This is a genomic window from Janthinobacterium sp. LS2A (genome assembly GCF_036543145.1).
In the GTDB taxonomy this organism is placed as follows: Bacteria; Pseudomonadota; Gammaproteobacteria; order Burkholderiales; family Burkholderiaceae_D; genus Janthinobacterium; species Janthinobacterium aestuarii.
Genome location: NZ_JAZHPB010000013.1, coordinates 20,214 through 41,124 on the forward strand (window position 1 = coordinate 20,214; position 20,911 = coordinate 41,124).

Genomic DNA, 20,911 nt, shown 5'->3' on the forward strand with positions numbered 1-20,911 from the left:
GACTTAGCCGCGCAGCTTGGCGAACGCGGCGGCCATGCTGCCGGCCGGCTCGGGCGCGTTGCGCGATTGCGACTGGTGCTGCGCCATGCTGCGCCGGTCGTTGCGGTCGCCACGTTGCTCAGGCTTGCTGCCCGCTTGCGGCGCGCTGTCCGTCAAACGCATGGTCAGCGCGATGCGCTTGCGCTTTTCATCGACTTCCAGCACTTTCACGCGCACGACCTGGCCAGCCTTGACCACCGTGTGCGGATCTTTCACGAACGTGTTCGACAGGGCCGAGATGTGCACGAGGCCATCCTGGTGCACGCCGATGTCGACAAACGCGCCAAAGGCGGCCACGTTGGTGACCACGCCTTCGAGAATCATGTCCGGGCGCAAGTCGCGGATTTCTTCCACGCCTTCCTTGAAGGTGGCGGTGGTGAACTCCGGACGCGGGTCGCGGCCCGGCTTTTCCAGTTCCTTCAAGATGTCGGAAATGGTCGGCACGCCAAACGTTTCATCCGCGTACTTTGCCGGGCTCAAGGTTTTCAGCAAGGCCGTTTCGCCGATGACGGCCTTGATATCCTTTTTGATGTCCGCCAGGATCTTTTCCACCAGCGGGTACGATTCCGGGTGGACGGCCGAGGCGTCCAGCGGATTCTCACCGCCCATCACGCGCAGGAAGCCGGCCGCCTGCTCATACGTTTTATCTCCCAAGCGCGGCACGGCTTTCAAGGCTGCGCGCGAAGTGAACGCGCCCTTCATGTCGCGGTAGGTGACGATGCTTTGCGCCACGCTGGCCGACAGGCCGGACACGCGCGCCAGCAGGGGCGCCGACGCCGTATTGACGTCCACGCCGACGGCGTTCACGCAATCTTCCACGACGGCATCGAGCGAGCGGGCCAGCTGGCTTTGGCTTACGTCATGCTGGTACTGGCCCACGCCGATCGATTTCGGGTCGATTTTCACCAGTTCGGCCAGCGGGTCTTGCAGGCGGCGCGCGATCGAGACGGCACCGCGCAGCGACACATCCATGTCCGGCAATTCTTTCGAGGCGAACTCGGACGCCGAATACACCGACGCGCCCGCTTCCGAGACGACGATCTTCGTCATCTTCGCTTCCGGATGCTGCTTGATCAGGTCCTGCGCCAGTTTATCGGTCTCGCGCGAGGCCGTGCCGTTGCCGATGGAAATGAGCGACACATTGTGCTTGGCGGCCAGGCGGCCCAAGGTGTGCAGCGAACCATCCCAGTCGTTCTTCGGCTGGTGCGGGTAGATCACGGCCGTGTCGACGACTTTACCGGTGGCATCGACGACAGCGACCTTGACGCCCGTGCGCAAGCCTGGGTCCAGGCCCATGGTGGCGCGCTGGCCGGCCGGCGCGGCCAGCAGCAGCGCCTTCAGATTGGTGGCAAACACATTGATCGCATCGAGTTCCGAGCGTTCGCGCAGCGCGCCCATCAGTTCCGTTTCCAGATGCATGAAGCTTTTCACGCGCCAGGTCCAGCGCGCCGTGTCGGCCAGCCATTTGTCGGCAGGGCGGCCCTGTTGCTTGATGCCGAAGCGGGCGGCGATGCGGCCTTCGCACGGATTGTGCGGCGCATCCCATTTCGGTTTTTCCGCTTCCGTGTCCAGGCGCAGGGTGACGTCGAGGATGCCTTCGCGGCGGCCGCGCAGCAGCGCCAGCGCGCGGTGCGAAGGGACGGTCGAGATGGTTTCCGAGTAATCGAAATAATCGGCGAATTTTTCGCCTTCGTCCTGCTTGCCTTCCACCACTTTCGATTCGACGATGCCGTGTTCCTGCACGTATTCGCGCAAGGTTTGCAGCAGGGTCGCATCTTCGGCGAAACGTTCCATCAAAATCTGGCGCGCGCCGTCGAGGGCCGCCTTGGTGTCAAGCACGCCCGGGTTGTTGCCGTCGGCACTCGTAAACGCGTCGCGCAGGAACTTGCCCGCTTCTGTTTCCGGCGTCAGTTCCGGGTTCTCCAGCAAGCCGTCGGCCAGCGGCATCAGGCCCGCTTCGATGGCGATCTGCGCCTTCGTGCGGCGCTTCTGTTTGTACGGCAAATACAAATCTTCCAGGCGCGTCTTGTCTTCCGCGTGCATGACGGCGTCGAGCAACTCGGGTGTCATCTTGTTCTGTTCCGTGATCGACGCCACGATGGCGGCGCGCCGCTCTTCCAGTTCGCGCAGATAGCGCAAGCGCTCTTCCAGCAGGCGCAGCTGGATATCGTCGAGGCCGCCGGTCGCTTCCTTGCGGTAACGGGCGATGAAGGGCACGGTGGCGCCTTCGTCGAGCAGTTCGATGGCGGCGGCAACTTGCACCGGTTTGGCGGCAAGTTCAAGGGCAAGGCGTTGTTCGATAGTGGGCAGCATGGTTGTTTCCAGAGCGATCAAGCCTGGAATGATACGCAATCGGCGCGATTGCGCAATCTTGACAGCGCAAATGGACTGTGCGTTGACAAGCGGCCTAGCGCGTCGGCAGCAGCGGGCTGGCGGGCGCGGGAGCTGGCGGCCTCTGCGGCGTGACGGACTTGCCAAAGGCATTGCCCATGCGGTGTTCGAGGGCGGCGCGGTTGTACAGGCCCAGCTGGTTCGACGGGCGCTGCATGACCGCTTCCGCGCCGGACAGGGCGGGTGGCTGCCGGTTCATGGTGTTGCTATTCGGCAATAATTTTTCATTCAAGCAAGACATCGACTGCGTGCGCTGGCCACTGACTTCCACCTCCACGCAGCCCTTCTCCGGCGCGGGAGCCTTCACGACAACGGTGTGTTCGTCCGCCTGCGCGGGCAGGGCGGCGCAAGCGAATAAGCAAGCGAATAAAACAGTCAAGAACAGGCGTGCCATGGCGGCTCCCGGAACGGTGGAATCAGCGTCCAGCATAGCAAGGTCATGTGTCGCGGCGATGACACAGGCCGGGGTGCGGGCTGATGCCATGTCATGCAGTTGTCATTTTACGAAGCTACCATCTTGCCATTCTGCTTGATCTATTGCAGTCAAGACACTTCATGAGCAGGACTTTTCGTTGCGTCCCCTGGAAAATGACACTAAGCCACCGCCGCGCCGCAAAGGGCAATGCCCTGTCCGCCTGCTTGCTGATGACATTGATGACATTCATGACATTCGTGCGGCCGGCTGCGGGCGCGGACGGTGCTGACGCCGCCGCGCACGCAACCCTGCGCTTCGACTTGCCCGCCCAGCCGCTCGACGCGGCCCTGGTGGCGTTTGGCGAAGTGACCGGGTATTCCGTGCTCGTCAGCAGCCAGCTGGCGGCCGGCAGGGTGGCCTCGCCCGTGCGCGGCGACTACACGCCTGCCGAAGCGCTGCAGCGTTTGCTGGCCGGCACCCAGCTGGGCGCGCGCTTCAGCGGCAGCAATGCGTTCACCTTGCTGGCGCTGGCCGATGCACCCGTGGCGTCGGCGCCCGTGCCGGCCGAAGCTGCCCCCGCCACCGCACCATTGCAAGGCTATGCGGCCGTCCTGCAGCGCTCGCTCACGCGCGCCCTGTGCCGTCTGCATCCGGACGCCTTCGGTCGCTACCGCCTGGCCTTCCAGCTGTGGCTCGACGAGCGGGGCAAGGTGCGCGCCGTGCACGTGCTCGAACCGAGCGGCGTGGAACAGCGCGACCGCGCCGTGCTGCAGCGCCTGCGCAGCCTGCTGATCGATGGCGCGCCGCCGGCGGGCTTGCCGCAGCCGCTGACGATCTTATTGACGCCGCGGCCCGATCCCGATGCCGATTGCGCGCCCTACCTCGTGGCCGGAGCGCCCTGACCATGTCGGATTTGCTGAAAGCCACTTTGCGCAAGCTGTTCCTGGAACGCTACGGACAGTTTCGCCGCCATTTGCAGCGCCGCCTGGGCTCGGAAGACCTGGCCAATGACGCGCTGCATGAAACGTATTTGCGGGTGGAGCGGATGACGGCGCCCGAGGCGATCAGCTATCCGTCCGCCTATCTGATGCGCATCGCCATCAACATTGCGGAAGATCAACGCCGCGACAATGCGCGCCTGCTCAGCCTGCCCGATATCGACGATCTGTACGAGATGGCCGATGAGCTGGCCGACCCGGCCCGCACCTTCAGCGCGCGCGCCGAGCTCGAGGAACTGGAACGGGCCTTGCAGGAGTTGCCGAAACGCCGGCGCGCCATCGTCATCGCCGCCCGCGTCGACCAGTTGCCGCACCGTGATATCGCCGAGCGCTTCGGCATTTCCGCCCGCACCGTGGAGAAGGAATTGCGCGCGGGACTCGAACATTGCTGCGAACGCATGGGACGCGATTTCATCCAGCGCTTCGGTCCCGGCGCGGGAAAAACGTCTAAACATCATGATTGAACAAACGGAAGACGACATGGGTGTCATCCAGAAGGAAGCGCAGGCGTGGGTCGTGCGCCTGGCCTCGGGCCAGGTCAGCGAGCGCGACGCGCAAGTGTTCCGTCACTGGTGCGCGCGCAGCCGCAGGCATGCGACGGCGTTTGCCGAAGTGCGCGCCGTGTGGGGCGCCATGGCGCCGGCCGCGCGCGCCGTCAAGCGGGCGCAGGCGCCTGTCAACGTGGCGCGGCGCGCCTGGCTCGGCGGCGCCGTCGCTGCTTCGCTGGGCTTGCTGGTGCTGCGCCCGCCGACCGACCTGTGGCCGGCCGTGGCGGGTCTGGCCGCCGACTATGCCACGGGCACGGGCGAGCAGCGCGAAGTGGCGCTCGATGGCGGCGTGCTGGTGCAGATGAATACGCAGACGCGGCTCGATGCGGCGCCCGTGCAGGACGGCGCCGCGTCGCTGGTGCTGCTGGCCGGTGAAGCGGAATTCCAAGCCGGCTTGCACGGCGCGGCAAGCGTGCGCGTGCAGGCAGGCGACGGCACCGTGTCGGCCGGCAGCGCGCGTTTCAATATCCGCCTGTTCGGCCAGGAAGTGTGCGTGACGTGCCTGGCGGGCCGCCTGCGCGTGGTGCAGGCCGGCAACGATGCGGAACTGGCCGCCGGTCAGCAGCTGCGTTACCGGCCCGAGCATTTTGGCATCGCCCGCGCGGTGGCCAGGGGCGACGTCAGCGCGTGGCGCCACCGCCTGCTGGTCTTCAAACAAAGCACCCTGGCCGAGGTGGTGGACGAGGTGAACCGCTACCGTCCCGGCAAGCTGATCCTTAATGGCGACACATTGAAACACACGCGTGTGCAAGCGAGCTTTTCGCTCGACCGCCTCGACGACGTGATCGCCCTGATCCAGGACGCGTATGGCGCACGCGTGACGCGTTTGCCTGGCGGCATCGTGCTGTTCGGCTAAGCGCAAAAGCGTGGCGCCAATTATGACATTTTCATGACCTTTTGCAGTCCCGGACCTTGTTCCCTGTCAATGCTGCTGGAAGCCGCGAATCAGTGCCTGCCGCCCGCCCCGTGCGTGCCGCGCGCCGCCTCGCGATATCGGTCAGCAACGGAACATGAAAAGGGAATGTCGCCATGCAGCGAAGCAAGTCGGTCACGAAACACGCATCCTCCTCCGCCATGGCGGGCAGCCACAACGGGCGCCCCGTGCGCTTGAAACCGCTGGCGCTGGCCATCGCCATGCTGCTGCAGGCGGGCGGCGCGCAGGCGCAGCAGCCGTTCAGCGGCGCCTGGTTCGCGGGCAAGGGCGCGCAGCAGGGCACGGCGGCCGCCACGGGACGCTTGCCGAATGGCCAGCCGGCCACCTCGCTGAACAATCCTTTGATGCAGCAGCAAAAAGCCGAAGGCAAGCTGCAGCAGTCGCTGAACAACCTGTTGCTGGCCGCGCGCGGCATCGCCGCCGAACAGGCGGTGCAGGCAGCCGCGCGCCAGGCGGCGCTGGCGGCCGGCGGCGCGCCCGATGGCCTCGTCAAGGGCGGCTTGCAGGTCGACAGCAACAGCCTGACGGCGGGCTGGCTCAACGCCCAGGCGCCCGTGCAGAGCCAGGCCGATGGCAAGACCGTCGTGAAGGTCGTGCAGACGGACGACAAGGCCATCCTGAACTGGGAAAGTTTTAACGTCGGCAAGAACACCACCTTGCAGTTCGACCAGAAATCGCACTGGTCCGTGTTGAACCGCGTCAACGATCCGCTGGCGCGCCCCAGCCAGATCCAGGGCCAGATCAAGGCCGATGGCACGGTGATGATCGTCAACCGCAACGGCATCGTGTTTACGGGCAGCAGCCAGGTCGATACGCGCAGCCTGGCCGCGGCCGCCATGGGCATGAGCGACAGCCAGTTCAAGAGCGGCTTGTACGGCAAGGCGCAGGGTACGGGCACCGTGCCGACCTTCGCGAATGATTTGTTGCTGGACCAGAATACCTTTACGCATGCGGCGGCCGAAGCGGACGTCGTCGTCGCCGCCGGCGCGCGCATCGACACGCGCAAGCCGCAGACGGTGACGGAAGGCGGCGGCTACGTGCTGCTGGCCGGCCGCGCCGTCGAGAATGCGGGCGCCATCACCACGCCGAATGGCCAGACCACCCTGGCGGCTGGCGACGCCATCGTCGTGCGCCAGGGCATGGGCACGGACAAGAACCAGTATTCGAGCACGCGCGGCAATGAAGTCGAGATGCTGCGCGTGGCCGACAGCGGCGCCGGCAGCGTCGTCAACAACGGCCTGATCCAGGCGGCCACGGGCGACATCACGCTCAGCGGCAATAGCGTGCGCCAGGATGGCGTGCTGTTGTCGAGCACGACCGTCAATGGCCGCGGCACGATCCACCTGGCGGCGGCGGGCGAGAACGCCGGCGTGACCCTGGCGCGCGGCAGCGTCAGCGCCATCGTCATCGATGACAACGGCGCCACGGCGCTCGACGTGCAGCGCGATACCTTGCTGAAAGACACGGGCAAGGGCACGGACACGCCGCAGGACCGGCGCGACCAGTCGCTGGTGCGCATCGTTTCCGCCGGCAACATCGAGTTCGAAGGCGATTCGCTGACCCTGGCTACGGGCGGCCAGGTGCTGGCCGATGCGGCCCGCCGCAGCCACGTGGCGCGCGGCGCCGCCATCGACGTGTCCGGCGCCGTCGGCGTGAAGGTCGACATGAGCAGCAACAATGTGCTGATCAACGTGCAGGGCAACGAACAGCGCGACGCACCGGGCAGCCGCGACGCCAAATACCTGAACAACAGCGACGTGTGGGTCGACCGCCGCGACCTGGTGCTGGTGCCGGCCGGCACCAACGGCTACGCCACGGACCGCTGGTACACGGCGGGCGGCTTGCTGGAAGTGAGCGGCTACCTGAACACCAGCGGCCACGGCATCGGCGAATGGGCGGCCCAGGGCGGCACTGTCGGCTTTGGCGGCGGCGAAGTGGTGACGCAGGCCGGTTCGCGCATCAACATCGCCGGCGGTTCGCTGGACGTGCAGACGGGCATGGTCAAGCAGACGTGGCTGAAGGGCGCCGATGGCGCGATGTACAAGCTCAGCACGGCCCCTGGCGACAATCTGTACACGGGCTTGTACCGCGGCTATGAAAGTACGCATGCGCGCTGGGGCGCGAACACGACGGAAACCCATGCGAATGCCTTGATCGGTCCGCGCGAGCGCCTGGAAAACGGCTACACGGTGGGCCGCGATGCGGGCCGCCTGATCGTTTCCACGGGCGCCGCCGTGCTCGAAGGCGATATCGACACGTCCGTATTCCAGGGCGAGCGCCAGCAGCGCAAGCGCGATGACGGCGTCGATAGCTACAAGCAGGCGCAGACGTCGGCCGCGCGCGCCGGTCAATTGATCGTCGGCAAAATGACGCCCGTCTTCGATACGAAGGCGGGCCAGTTGCGCGACAGCCCGCAAGCCGTGCTGGAAAACGTCGAGATCGGCAAGGTGGCATCCGTCGCCGATGGCCAGCTGCTCAGTGAAGCCTTGCCGGCCGCGCGTAGCAAGACCTTGCAGCTCGATGCCGACTGGCTCAATGGGCTGGAACTGGGCGCCCTGAATATCTACGCCTACGACAAGCTCGACGTCAACGCGGACGTGCGCGTGGCCGATGGCGGCGACATTGCCCTGCACGCCACCGACGTGGCCATCAAGGCGAACGTGAGCGCGCGCAGCGGCAGCATCGCCGCCGGTGACATCATCTCGCGCTACCTGGCGAACGCGGGCGCCGTGTGGGTGGAAGGGACCGTGTCGCCGGAAGGGCGCGCCGCGGGCCCGGCCGGCGTGCGCGTGGCGCCGGGCGTGCGTCTCGATACGCGGGGCCTGTGGAGCAACCTGGAACTGGACCCGGGCGCGGTCGCCGGCCTGCCATACGTGAATGGCGGCAAGGTCACGGTGAAGAGTTCGGGCGGCATCGAGCTGGCCGGCGGCAGCGTCATCGACGTTTCATCGGGCGCGGCTTTGATGAGCAATGGCAGCCTGCAGGGCGGGCGCGGCGGCGACATCGCCCTGGCCGTCGACTTGCCGCGCGAAAAAACGCCGACGGGCGCCTTGCTCAAGCTTGACGGCGAGTTGCGCGGCCACGGCGTGAAGGGCGGCGGACGCCTGACGATCGACAGCGGCACGGCCGTCAGCATCGGCGGCAAGCTGCAGGACGGCGACGTGCTGCCAGGAGGAAGCAGCGCTCCCGTCGGCCTGCGCCTGGCCGATGAATTTTTGATTGCCAAGGGCGAGAAGATTCCCTTCGATTTCGCGCTCAGCACCAGCGTGATCAAGCCGGGCCAGACCTTGAGCATGCCCGTGACGGTGGACGTGTCGGCGCAGAAACCGTTGGTGCTGGAGAGTGATTTTCTGGTGCCGCCGGGCGCGAGCTTCTTCATCGACGGCACGACGTATGTCTGGGGCGGTTCCATCGTTCCCGCAGGCAGCGTGGTGACGGCCATCAACGGCCTCGCTACAGGCTTCGAGGTTTCGGCGGCGGCTTTTCCGAACGGCTTGCCCATCTTGCCGATGACGACCCAGTATGCGGCCGGCAGCATCGCCGCCGACGACGTGCGCGCGCCGCGCGGCGCGCTGTTGCCGACCGGCACCATGCTGGGCCGTGACGTTGCCGTGCAGCCCATGCTGGCGCTGGACGCCAGCCTGTTCCAGAGCGGCTTTGCCGACTACGCCGTCACGGGCCGCGACGGCGTCGTGGTGGTCAAGGATGCGCATATCGATGTGAAAATGCCCGTGCTGCGCTTCAATCCCGCCACCGGCCACACGGTGGCGAGCGGCACCGATCCGGCTGCCGCGCTGGAAGTGTGGACGCCGGAGTTGTACCAGGAAGATGCGCGCAAGGGCCGCTTGACGCAGCGCGCAGGCGCCGACCTGACGCTGACGGCCGGCAGCCCGTATGTGAAGGGCGCCCTGGCGGTGGCGCAAGGCGCCGTCGTCACGGTCGATCCGGGCCGCCAGATCAGCATGACGAGCAATGGCCAGGTCAGTATCGACGGCCGCCTTGACGCCTGGGGCGGCAAGATCGCCATCCTGCCCGGCACGTTGGGTACGGGCAGCGATGCCGATGTGCCGAACGGCAAGGGACAAGCCACGTCGATCTGGATCGGCGAACACGCGGTGCTCGACGTCGCCGGCCGCGCCACCGTCGCCACCGACATGCGCGGCGGGCGCTATGGCCGCGCGGACAAGGGCGGCAGCATCGAAATCGGCGCCCGCTACAAGGCCGACGCGGCCAGCGTCGACGCGGCCGATGCCTTTGTCGTCGTGCGTCCGGGCGCCCTGCTCGACGCCAGCGGCGCGCAAGCCACCTTGGACTTGCCGAACCAGGGCGCCGTCAACGTGGCCGGCAGCGGCGGCTTGATTTCGCTCAGTTCGTACAACGGCATCTTTGCCGATGGCACGCTGCGCGCGGTGGCCGGTGGCGCCGGGGCGGCCGGCGGCACCCTGGCGATGGCGCTCGACACGCCCAATTACGGCCAGGTGAACCGTCAGACGCTGGAAGGCGATAGCGTCGACAATGCGGTGCGGGTACCGCGCGAATTCGTGCTGGCGCAAGTACAGGGCGACAGCGTCTTGCCGGTTGATTTGCGCGCCGGCCAGCAGAATGAGGCCTTGCGCTACGGCAGTGCGCGCCTGGGCGCCGACCGTGTGAAGGCCGGCGGCTTCGATAACCTGGCCATGCATGTAAACGGCATGCTCAGCGTCGATGGCGACGTCAGCCTGGCGCTGGGCCAGAGCCTGCGCCTGAGCGCCAGTTCGCTGGGCCTGGCGCAGCAGCCGCCGCAGACGCCGCCGCCCGATGCGGACGGCCAGGACAAGGTGCCTGGCCTTGCCAGCCAGGTGCGCCTGGCGGCGCCGTATGTGCGCCTGGGAACGGCCGCGCGCGCGCAGAAAGACAATTACATCGTGCCCAATGCCGTGAAGGGCTCGAAAAACTCGGGCAAGGGGCGCGGCATGCTGGGCGTGCCGCTGGTGGCCGATGGCTCCCTGCTGCAGATCGATGCGGGCATGCTCGATCTCGCGGGCGAGGTCAACATGGGCACGCGCGGCGAGATCGTGCAGAGCAGCGGCACGCCGCTGGCCGTCGAACGCGATGCCTTCGAGCAGCTGACCCTGAATAGCCGCGGCGACTTGCGCATGTCGAACAACGCCGCCCTGTACCAGCCGGGCAACGCGACCCTGGTCGCCGCGCAAATCTACCCGGCCACGGGCGACAGCGGCATGGTCACGGTGGGCCAGAGCAGCCGGATCGATGAATACGGCAATATCCGCGTCACGCTCGATCCCTTGCGCACGCTCACTGTCGAGCGCAGCGCCGGCAGCGCCACGCCGAACCAGCCGTTTTCCGTGTTCGGCAGCCTGAGCCTGGTCGCGCCCACGATCAACCAGCACGGCGTGCTGCGCGCGCCGCAGGGCCAGATCACCCTGGGGGCCGAAGGCTTTGAAGCCAATACGGGCCATGTCAATCTGCTGCCGGGCAGCCTGACGTCCGTCAGCGCGAAAGGCTTGACGATGCCGTACGGCGGCACGCTCGATGGCCTCAGCTACCTGTATGACGGCAACGACGTCGTCTTCAAGGGCGTGGGCAACGGTCCCGAGATCGCCTTGGTCGGCGCCGCCGTCGACGTGCAAGCCGGCGCCGTGCTCGACCTGTCGGGCGGCGGCACCTTGACGGGCGCGGCCTTCCTGGCCGGACGGGGCGGCTCCACCGATGCGCGCCTCAATCCGCTGGTGCAGATGAAGCCGAATGGCGGCTTTACCTTGCCCGGCCTGAATACCAACCCCGTGTACGCCATCATTCCCGGCGTGCAGCCGGACGTGGCGCCGTTGACGGCCGAGCAGGGCGCGGGCAAGCCGGCCGTGGGACGCCAGATCACCATCGCCGCGGGCGTGCCCGGCCTGGCGGCCGGTACCTACACCTTGCTGCCATCGAATTTCGCTTTGCTGCCGGGCGCCTTCCGCGTGGAGCTGAATGGCCTGGCCGGCGCCGTCGAGGCGGGCGGCACGGTGGCCATGCGCAATGGTTCGTATGCGACGGCGGCGCAGACGGGCATCGCCGGCACGGCCATCCGCGACGCCGTGCCGAGCCAGGCCATCCTGACGCCGGCCGACGTGCTGCGTACCTACTCGCAATACAATGAAACGGGCTATGCCGCCTTTGCCGTGGCGCAAGCCACGCGCGACGGCGTGCCGCGCGCCACGCTGGAACGCGACGCCAAGGGCGTGCGGGTGCAACTGATCGCCCCGTCCCTGCACAGCGTCGAAAATAACCACACGCCATTGATGATGGATGGCAGCGCCCTGTACACGCCGGCCGAGGGCGGCTTTGGCGGCTCGCTGCTGCTGGGCACGGGTGGCCATGCGGGTACCCGCTATCAAGTGCTGGCCGACGGCACGGCAGCGCAGGCGGACTTCGATGGCGTCTCCGTGCACGCTTCGCAGATCAACGCCTTCGGCGCCCAGCGCCTGGGCATCGGCGGCTTGCCGCGCGTCACCTACAGCGATTTCGCCACGGGTACCAATCAGCGCGCCAATATCGCCGCCATCAACGAATCGGCGGGCGGCATCGTGCTGCGCGACGGTGCCGTGCTGAAGGCGGCCGAAGTGTTCCTGGTGACCACGAAAACCGACGACGGCATCTTCCTCGAGCAAGGTTCCGGCATCAATACGCTGGGCTGCGGCAAGGCGGCCTGGGATTCGCGCGACGGCTTTGTGTACCAGCCCATGGGCAGCGTGCTGGCTGTCTCGAACGGCTGGCTGGATATGCTGCCGGCCGTGCGCACGCCGTCCGATTCGGGCGGTCCCGGCATCATCGACATCGGCACGTGCGCCAAGGCGGGCGGCGCCTGCACGGGCACCACTTCGCTGTATTCGGAAGGCACCATCGCCGCCGTCACGGAGCGCGCATTTACCCTGCGCGATAACGTGCGCTACGGCACGCGCAACCTGGTGCTGGGGATGGGTTCGATCAATATCGGCAGCGCCGCCTCGCTGGCCGATGCCAGCGCCCGCGGCGCCTTGCCGGACGGCCTGGCGCTGAACCAGGACGTGCTCGACCGCCTGCTGCGCGGCGATACCAGTACGGGCGCGCCGGCGCTGGAAAGCCTGGGCTTGACGGCACGCAATTCCTTCAACTTCTATGATTCGTCGCAACTGTCGACCATCGATGCGGCGACTGGCAAGTCGTCGCTGTCGCGCCTGGTGCTCAACACGCCCGCCATCTACGGCTATGGCGGCACGGACGCGCTGGCGCGCATCCACACGGACACCCTCGTGTGGCAGGGCGCGACGAATGCGCCCGGCGCCGTCGTTGCCAACGGCCCCGGCACGGGCACCGGCCGCTTGCAGATCGACGCCAAGCGCATCGAGTTCGGCTTCACGCCGGACAGCCGTCCCGACACCATCCACAACCTCGACCGTTTGATACTGGGCTTCGGCCAGGTGGCGCTCAATGCCAGCGAGCAGCTGACCGCCAACAACAAGGGCAGCCTGTCCGTCTACCAGTCGCAAAGCGCGTGGGATACGGCCACGAATGGCTACCGCTACAGCGGCGGCGATCTGCTGATCAACACGCCGCTGTTGACGGGCGCGGCCGGTTCCGTCAACCGCATCACGGCGGGCGGCGACCTCAAGGTGAGCGCGCCGGCCGGCGCGGCCGCCGCCACGCCGACGAACGCGGCGCTGGCTGGTGCCCTGGGCGCGGAAGTGGCGCTGAACGGCAACAGTGTCAGCGTGGATACGTCCGTGGTTCTGCCAAGCGGAAAGCTGACCCTGTCGGCCGAGCGCGATGTGCTGCTGGGCGACAAGGCCAAGCTGGACCTGGCTGGCCGCAAGATCGATTTCTACGACACCAGCAAGTACAGCTGGGGCGGTGACGTGATCCTCGACAGCCGCGCAGGCGACGTGCGCCAGGCGGGCGCTTCCGTGATCGACCTGTCGGCCGTGAACAACCGCGCCGGCAAGCTGAGCGTGATCGCCACGGGCGACGCGGCCGGTACTGCCGACTTGCGCGGCAGCTTGCTGGGCGGCGCCAGCGGCCATTATGACGCAGGCGGCACCCTGGTGCCGTACGCGGCCGGCGGCGTGGAGGTGCGGGCCCAGCAGATCGGCGACTTCGCCGGCCTGAACCAGCGCCTGAACACGGGCAAGGTATTCGGCAGCCGCAGCTTCCAGCTCAAGCAGGGCAATTTGACCATCGGCGACGAGGTCAAGGCGCGCGAAGTGAGCGTCTCCGTCGATGGCGGCAGCTTGACCGTGAGCGGCCGCATCGACGCCAGCGGCGAGCAGGTGGGCAGCATCCGTCTGGCCGGCCGCGACGGCGTCACCATCCAGTCCGGCGCCGTGCTCGACGCGCATGGCACGGTGCTGCGCACGGACAGCTACGGGCAAGCGATCGAGGCGCCGAACCGCGCCGTCATCGAACTGGCCGCGCCTGGTGGACGCCTGAGCCTGGAAAATGGCGCGCGGTTCGACTTGCGCAGCGGTGACAAGGGCGGCAACTACGGCAGCATCGACCTGAACGCGCGGCGCCTCGGTGGCGCCACGGGCGACGATGTCGATATCGATGCGGCTGGCGCGCTGAACATCGCCGGCGCGCGCACCATCAACGTCAACGCTTTCTGGCAATACAAGGATGCCCCGGCCGGTACCGGCAAGGATGCGGACGGCCGCAGCTACCAGGGCATCAACCAGGCCTATCTGGACGAGAAACACGGGGACAGCCAGCTCTTCATGGCCCAGGCGCTGGCCAACGGCAACTTGATGGACAGAAAATTGCGCGGCTTGCGTGGCGATGCCAACGCTTTCCACCTGCGCCCTGGCGTCGAGATCGTCAGCGCCACGCCGGGCGGCGACTTGCACATCGATGGCGACATCGACCTGTCGGGCCACCGCTACGACGGCGTCAATCCGCTGGCGCGCCTGAGCGGCGTGTACGGCTCGGGCGAGGCGGGCGCGCTGGTCGTGCGCGCCGGTGGCAAGCTCAGCGTCTTTGGCAGTATCACGGATGGCTTCGATACCCGTACCTTGCCCGTCACGCCGGACGACAAGGGCTGGCAGCTGGTGAAGGGCCGCTTGCCATGGGGCGGCGAGGTCGTCGTTCCGCAAGCGGGCCTCGTGACACTGGCCGAAGACACGTATTTCCAATCGGGCACGAGCGTCAATTTCGCCGTGCCGATGAAAGCCATGCAGCTGCGCGGCGGCACCTTGCTGGCGGCGCGCGCCACCTTGACGGCGGAGTTGAACCTGCCTGCCGGCAGCGTGCTGGGCGGCGCCGTGCGCGATGCCGACGGCAAGGTGCTGTACGCGGCCGGCACGGTCTTGCCGAAGGCGCTGGCCTTATCGAGCGGCATGCAGCTCGATCCCGGCCTGCGCCTGCCCGGCGCGGCCAGCGTGGCGGCCATGCTGTGGCCGGCGAACGTGGCCTTGCCTTTCCCGGAAGGCAAGCCGCGGGACACGGGCGATAGCGTCAATCCCGTCAACGGCGTGGTGCTGGCGGCGGCGCTGGCGCTGGACAAGGGCAGCGTGCTGCCGGCCGGCACGCTGGTCAAGCTGCCTGGCGACGCGACCGTGGTGGCGCTGCGCCCTGCCGACGGCGCGGGCAAGCAGGGCCGCAACCTGGCGCTGGCGCCCATGCTGGCCCAGGGTTCGCAAGCGTGGTCGCTGCGCCTGGTGGGCGGCGCCGATACGGCCGCCGCCGATACGCGCGCGCTGCGGCCGCATGCGAAGGACGCCCATCTGATGCTGGCCGATACGCATTACGGCATGGAAGAACGGACGTCGGTCAAGCCGGGCACGGGCTTGCCAAGCACCTATATTTTCAACGAGTACGCCACCATGTTGGGGTATCCGGAAGGCGAGGTCGATATCACAATGTGGTTTGGTACCGAAGCTAACATGCTGGAGAGTTATGCGGATCTGGTGACCAAGATTGCCGACGGCACGCCGCCCGAAATGGTGACCAAGGATGAGCCGGCGCGCCAGCTTCTGTTCAGCGTGCTGCGCACGGGCACGGGCGACCTCGATTTGCTCGCCGCCGGCGATTTCGACATGCGTTCGCTGTATGGCGTCTACACGGCGGGCACGCAGTCGGCCTCGCCGCTGGTCGATGGCAAGGATCTGTTCAACCTGCCGCGCGGCCTGAACGCCAAGGGCAAGCTGCTCGGCGCGTTGGGCGACGAGAAGTTGACGCGTTTCGTCGATGGCGGCAGCGAGAGCCTGTACCGCGCCTGGTATCCCGAGCACGGCGGCAACCTGCTGCTGCGCGCCCAGGGCGACGTCAAGGGCGACACCGTAGGCACCGCCCTGCAGCGCCGCGAGGATGCCATCGGCACCCTGAGCGCGCAGCAGGACACCAGCGACATCGGCGCCTGGTTGTGGCGCCAGGGCAGCGGCAGCACGGGGGCGGGCGTGCCGACGGCATGGTGGATCAATTTCGGCACCTATGTCGCGCGTCCCGAAGGCGGCGACCTGTTTGCGGGTCTGCCGGTCGTGTCGGGCTTTACGGGCATCGGCACCCTCGGCGGCGGCAATGTGCTGCTGCAGGCGGGCGGCAACGCCGGCATGCTGACCTCGCGCGCCGATCCGGGCGGCGTGTTCGCGCCGCGCAGCCAGGGCCTGAACGTGGCCGTGGGCAGCACGGGCAGGGTGACGCCGGACGGCAAGCTGCTGCTGACGGGCGGTGGCGACCTAGATATCCGCATCGGCGGCGGGCTCAACCCTGTCGCCGAGGTGCGCAGCTTCGATGCCAACAGCGATGCCCCGAATGCCGACACGCGCTTCGAGCGCCAGTATCCGACGCTCAACAGCACCTTCACCAATTTGCGCGGCGCGCTGCGCATGGAGGCGGGCGCCGTGGGCGGCGTCGAACTGCGCTTCGACCGCGCCGATCCGAAGGAATCGCGGCCGTATGAAACCTATGCGGCGGGCACGGCCATTGCCAGCGGCGGGCCCATCCTCGTGCCGGGCGACAGCGGCGTGCGCATCGATGCGCGCGGCGACCTGGTGCTGGGCGGTACGGCCGATGCGGGCCGCGTCAAGCAGTTGGGCAATGGTTCGCCGTTCAACTACCAGGGCGTCGAGCGCCAGGGCGAGGGCTGGAGCTGGTTCTCGCTGTGGACGCCAGCCACCGCCATCGACCTGTTCAGCGCGGGCGGCAATCTGACGCCGACGTCCGCCTGGATACAATCGGACATGGGCGATAACCACGCGCCAACGGATGCACGTTTCGTCATGCCATCCGTGTTGCGCGCCGTGGCCGCCAGCGGCAGCCTGTATTACGGCAATGCCAGCCTGGGCAGGCTGGGCGAGGGCGGCAAGGTCGACATGCCGCAAAACGGCGTGATCCTGGCGCCGTCGCCGGTGGCGCCGCAATTTGTCAAGACGGGCACGGGCCAGCTGGAAATGCTGGCGGCCGACTCCATCCATGCGGCCGGCTATCCGATCACCGCATCGGGCGCCGATCCGCGCCTGTTGCCAAGTCCATTCAACCCGGGCTTCGTCGGCGCCCTGGACCCGGTCTGGTTCGGCCTGCTGCCCTTGCATAACGTCAGCGCCAACGGGCTGGCGCCCGGCGCGCTGAAATGGTTCGGTTCGTCGTCGAATGGCGCAAGCGATGCCTCGCAGCAACTGTATCCGCTGTTCAGCATGACGGCGCCGACGGTGTCGGATTACGTGCCGGTGGGTCAGCAGCCCGCGCATTTCTATGCCAACAGCGGCGACATCGTCGGCTTGCGCACGGGCGGCATCGTGTACCGGGGAACACTGAAGGGCGAAACGGGCCCGCTGGGCGTGTGGTACGAAGGCGGCGGCGCCGTGGCCGTGCGGGCCGGACGCGACATCGTCAATTCCGGCACGCCGCTCGGCAGCGTCGAAGGCGTGCCGGAAGGCGCGGCCGGATGGACCAGCCAGGGCTTTGTCGGCCGGCCCGATTTTCCGGACAAGCCGGTCGTCTCCGGCGTCTCGTCCGCGCGCGGCAATCTGTTCGTGCACCGCAATGCTGACGACGTTTCCGTCGTCAGCGCCGGGCGCGACATCCGCTACAGCACCTTCTATGTGGCGGGACCGGGCCAGCTGAACGTGAGCGCCGGGCGCGACCTGTACATGGCCGACAAGGCGGAATTGCGCAGCATCGGCTCCATCGTCAACACGGGCCCCGGCGAGCGCGGCAATGGCGCCGGCATCAGCGTGGCGGCCGGCGTGGGCCGCAATGGTCCCGACTATGCGGCTTTCGCGGCGCGCTACCTGGACCCGGCCAAGCTGGCCGATCCGGCCAAGCCGCTGGCCGACCAGGCCGGCAGCGCCGTGTACGTCTACGGCGGCAAGCTGACCCTGGCCGACTGGCTGCGCGGCCAGTTCGCCTACAGCGGCGACGAGGCGGGCGCGTCCGCCTTCCTCGGCACGAAGCAGGCGGAACTGGAAAAGGCCGGCCAGCAGACAGGCGCCGTGCGGCGCGACCTGGCGCGCGAATATGCGCAGGTCAGCCAGCTGCACCTGGTGAACTGGCTGACGACGCGCTTTGGCGGCGACAGCGGCCTGGGCATCCGCTACGACCCGGCCACCGATGCGCGCAGCTTCTTTGCCGCCTTGCCGAAGGAACAGCAGCAGGTCTACCTGAGCAATGTCTACTTTGCCGAACTGAAGGCGGCCGGGCGCGAGTACAACGATCCGGACGGCATGCGCCGCGGCAGCTACCTGCGCGGCCGCGAAGCCATCGCCACCCTGTTCCCGGCGCAGGACAAGGCGGGCCAGAAGATCGAGTACAAGGGCGACCTGACGATGTTCAGCAGCGCGCTGTACACGGTCAACGACTACGAGGGCGTGTACACCAAGCGGCCGGTCGCGGGCGTGCGCTACCTGAGCCCGCAGGAGTGGGCCGAGGCGGGCCGTCCGACGGTCAACGTGCCGCACGTGATCGTCAACGACGCGGGCATCCACACGGATGTCGGCGGCGATATCGGCATCACGGTGCCGGGCGGACGGGCGCTGATCGGCGTCGATGGCGGCTATGCGCCGGGCGAAGGCTCGGGCGTGCTGACGCAGGGCGCGGGCGAGATCCAGATGTACGCGAAGGACAGCATCCTGCTGGGCCAGAGCCGCATCTTCACCACCTTCGGCGGCAACATCCTGGCCTGGTCGGCCACGGGCGACATCAATGCGGGCCGCGGCACCAAGTCCACCGTCGTCTACACGCCGCAGCGCCGCACCTACGACAGCATCGGCCTCGTCAGCCTGTCGCCGAGCACGCCGGCCACGGGCGCCGGCATCGCCACCCTGAACCCGATCCCGGAGGTGCCGCCCGGCGACATCGACCTGATCGCCCCGCTGGGAAGCATCGACGCGGGCGAGGCGGGTATCCGCGTCTCGGGCAACGTCAACCTGGCGGCCTTGCAGGTGATCAATGCGGAAAACGTCCAGGTGCAGGGCAAGTCGGCGGGCCTGCCGGTGATCGCTACCGTGAACGTGGGTGCGCTCAGCAATGCCAGCGCGGCCGCCACGCAAGCCGTCACGGCGGCGCAGGACGTGCTGCAGCGCGAACGGGCCGCCACGCGCCAGGCGCAACCGTCGCTGTTCACGGTGAAGGTGCTGGGCTTTGGCAATGAGCAGGCGGACGACGCCGGTGCCGGCAAGCACCAGGGCGGCGAGCCGCAGGCGTCCAGCTACCAGCCGGCCGGCGTGGTGCAGGTGCTGGGCGCGGGACCGTTGACGGCGCCGCAGTTGCAGGCGCTCACGCCGAACGAGCGGCGCGGCTTGCAGCCTTGAGTGGAGTTTTATGAACATTTGATGACATTCGGCAGTCGTCGCGCGCGGCGGCTGTCTAGGCATCAGTAGATCAGCATTAACAGAAAAAACGCCGGCCCAGCGCCGCAACACAGGGCAACCGTTTGATTTTAAGGTGAATGGAAGATGCGTGAAATGAAAAAACAGGGCAAGGGGGCAGCACCCGCGGCACCCGCGACCGCCTTGACGATGCTGTGCCTGGCCATGCTGGCGCTGCCCGGCATGGCGCGCGCGCAGGACGCGGTGCCGGCAGCGGCCCCCGTGGCCGCGCCGGAACGGCAGGTGACGATCGAGGAATACCTGGTGCGCGGCAATACCGTGCTCGACGCGCGTGCCATCGAAGAAGCGGTCACGCCCTTCCTGGGGCCGGGCCGCACCCTGAAGGACGTGGAAGGGGCGCGCGACGCCCTCGTTGCTGCATATCAAGCGCGCGGCTACCAGTCCGTCTACGTGGACTTGCCCGAGCAGCAGGTGGAGCAGGGCGTGGTGGTGCTGCAGGTGAGCGAAACAAAGGTGGGGCGCTTGCGCGTGGTCGGTGCGCAATACAACTCGCCGCTCGACGTGCGCCAGCAAGTGCCGGCCCTGACGGAAGGCAAGGTGCCTGATTTTACGCAGGCGCAAGTGGAATTGACGGCTCTGAACCGCGGTCCCAAGCGTCAGGTGATGCCCTTGGTCAAGCAGGGCAGCCTGCCCGGTACCATGGACGTGGACTTGAAAGTCGAGGACAGCAGCCCGTGGCGCGCCAGCGTCGGCTTGAACAACGATTACAGCGCCGATACCAAGAAGCTGCGCAGCAGCATCTCGCTCGGTCACGACAACCTGTGGCAGATGGGGCATAGTGCCACCATCAGCTTTTTCGGCACGCCGGGCGACTTGAACCAGACCAAGGTGTGGTCGGCCTCGTACGTGGCGCCGATCGGCACGCAGGGCTGGAGCGTGGAAGCGACCGGCTACCAGTCGAACAGCAACGTGGCCAGCACGGGCGGCACCAGCGTGCTGGGCAAGGGCCATGCGCTGGGCATGAAGCTCAATTACACGGTACCCAACAGCGGCATCTGGTGGCACAGCTTTAGCGGCGGCATCGATTTCAAGGATAACCAGGAAGCGCTGCAGCTGAATGGCGCCGGCTCCAGCGTTCCCCTGAAGTACGTGCCGCTCAGCGTGGCCTACAACGGCTTTGCGCAGACGGAGACGGCGACGTACGGCCTGGGTCTGTCGCTGGTGGCCGGCACGCGCGCCGCGTTCGGCTATGGCAGCAACAGCGCCGCCTACGACAACAAGCGCTACAAGGCTTCGCCCAGCTTCCTCGTCCTGAAGGGCGACGCCAACGCCACCACTACCCTGGGCAGCGGCGCGCAGCTGTACGGCAAGCTGGCGGGCCAGCTGGCCGACGCGGCGCTCGTGTCGGGCGAGCAGATGGCCGCCGGCGGGGCCAATTCCGTGCGCGGCTACCTGTCGGCCGAAGCGACGGGCGACTACGGTGTTTCCGGTACCGTCGAATGGCGCACGCCCCAGCTGACGTATTTCAGCCGCCTGGAAAACTGGCGTCTGTTTGCCTTTGCCGATGGCGCGCGCCTGCGTCTGCGCGACCCGCTGCCGGAACAGAAAGACCTGTTCGGCCTGGCTTCGGTGGGCGTGGGCAGCAGCTTCCAGTTCCTGCGCTACCTGAATGGCCGCATCGATTTCGCCTACCCGCTGCGCGATGGCCCGCGCACGCACAAGCACGTGCGCCGCATCAATTTCAACCTGTCGGCCAGCTACTGACGGGCCAGCTCACCAGCACCGCACTTTTTTAGACTTTTCTTCGGAGA

7 protein-coding genes are annotated in these 20,911 nt (G+C 67.4%); 5 read left to right on the plus strand and 2 right to left on the minus strand.

Features of this window, described 5'->3' with window-relative positions; all coding sequences use genetic code 11:
* Positions 1-3: 3 nt before the first annotated feature.
* Entirely contained in the window at positions 4-2,352 is a 2,349-nt protein-coding gene (locus V3C40_RS26535) for a Tex family protein (RefSeq protein WP_046683175.1), read from the minus strand.
* Positions 2,353-2,446: 94 nt separating this feature from the next.
* Complete coding sequence (locus V3C40_RS26540; protein WP_331778957.1) at positions 2,447-2,824, minus strand: hypothetical protein; 378 nt, start codon at positions 2,822-2,824, stop codon at positions 2,447-2,449.
* 260 nt (positions 2,825-3,084) lie between these two features.
* Between V3C40_RS26540 and V3C40_RS26545 the strand changes: the two genes are divergently transcribed.
* The 5 genes from V3C40_RS26545 (at position 3,085) to V3C40_RS26565 (ending at position 20,864) form a co-directional block, all read left to right on the plus strand.
* A complete protein-coding gene (locus tag V3C40_RS26545) occupies positions 3,085-3,747 on the plus strand; it encodes a secretin and TonB N-terminal domain-containing protein (RefSeq protein WP_331778958.1) in 663 nt (220 codons plus the stop codon).
* A 2-nt stretch (positions 3,748-3,749) separates the two neighbouring features.
* On the plus strand, positions 3,750-4,307 hold the full coding sequence (locus tag V3C40_RS26550; protein ID WP_034753775.1) for an RNA polymerase sigma factor: 558 nt from the start codon (positions 3,750-3,752) through the stop codon (positions 4,305-4,307).
* Positions 4,300-5,247: a FecR family protein gene (locus V3C40_RS26555; RefSeq protein WP_331778959.1), complete on the plus strand. Its 948-nt coding sequence runs from the start codon at positions 4,300-4,302 to the stop codon at positions 5,245-5,247. The genes V3C40_RS26550 and V3C40_RS26555 overlap by 8 nt, the downstream gene beginning before the upstream one ends.
* 173 nt (positions 5,248-5,420) lie before the next feature.
* Positions 5,421-19,082, plus strand: a complete 13,662-nt coding sequence (locus V3C40_RS26560) for a filamentous haemagglutinin family protein (RefSeq protein WP_331778960.1) — start codon at positions 5,421-5,423, stop codon at positions 19,080-19,082.
* Between the two features lie 144 nt (positions 19,083-19,226).
* Positions 19,227-20,864: a ShlB/FhaC/HecB family hemolysin secretion/activation protein gene (locus tag V3C40_RS26565; RefSeq protein WP_081368398.1), complete on the plus strand. Its 1,638-nt coding sequence runs from the start codon at positions 19,227-19,229 to the stop codon at positions 20,862-20,864.
* Positions 20,865-20,911 lie beyond the last annotated feature (47 nt).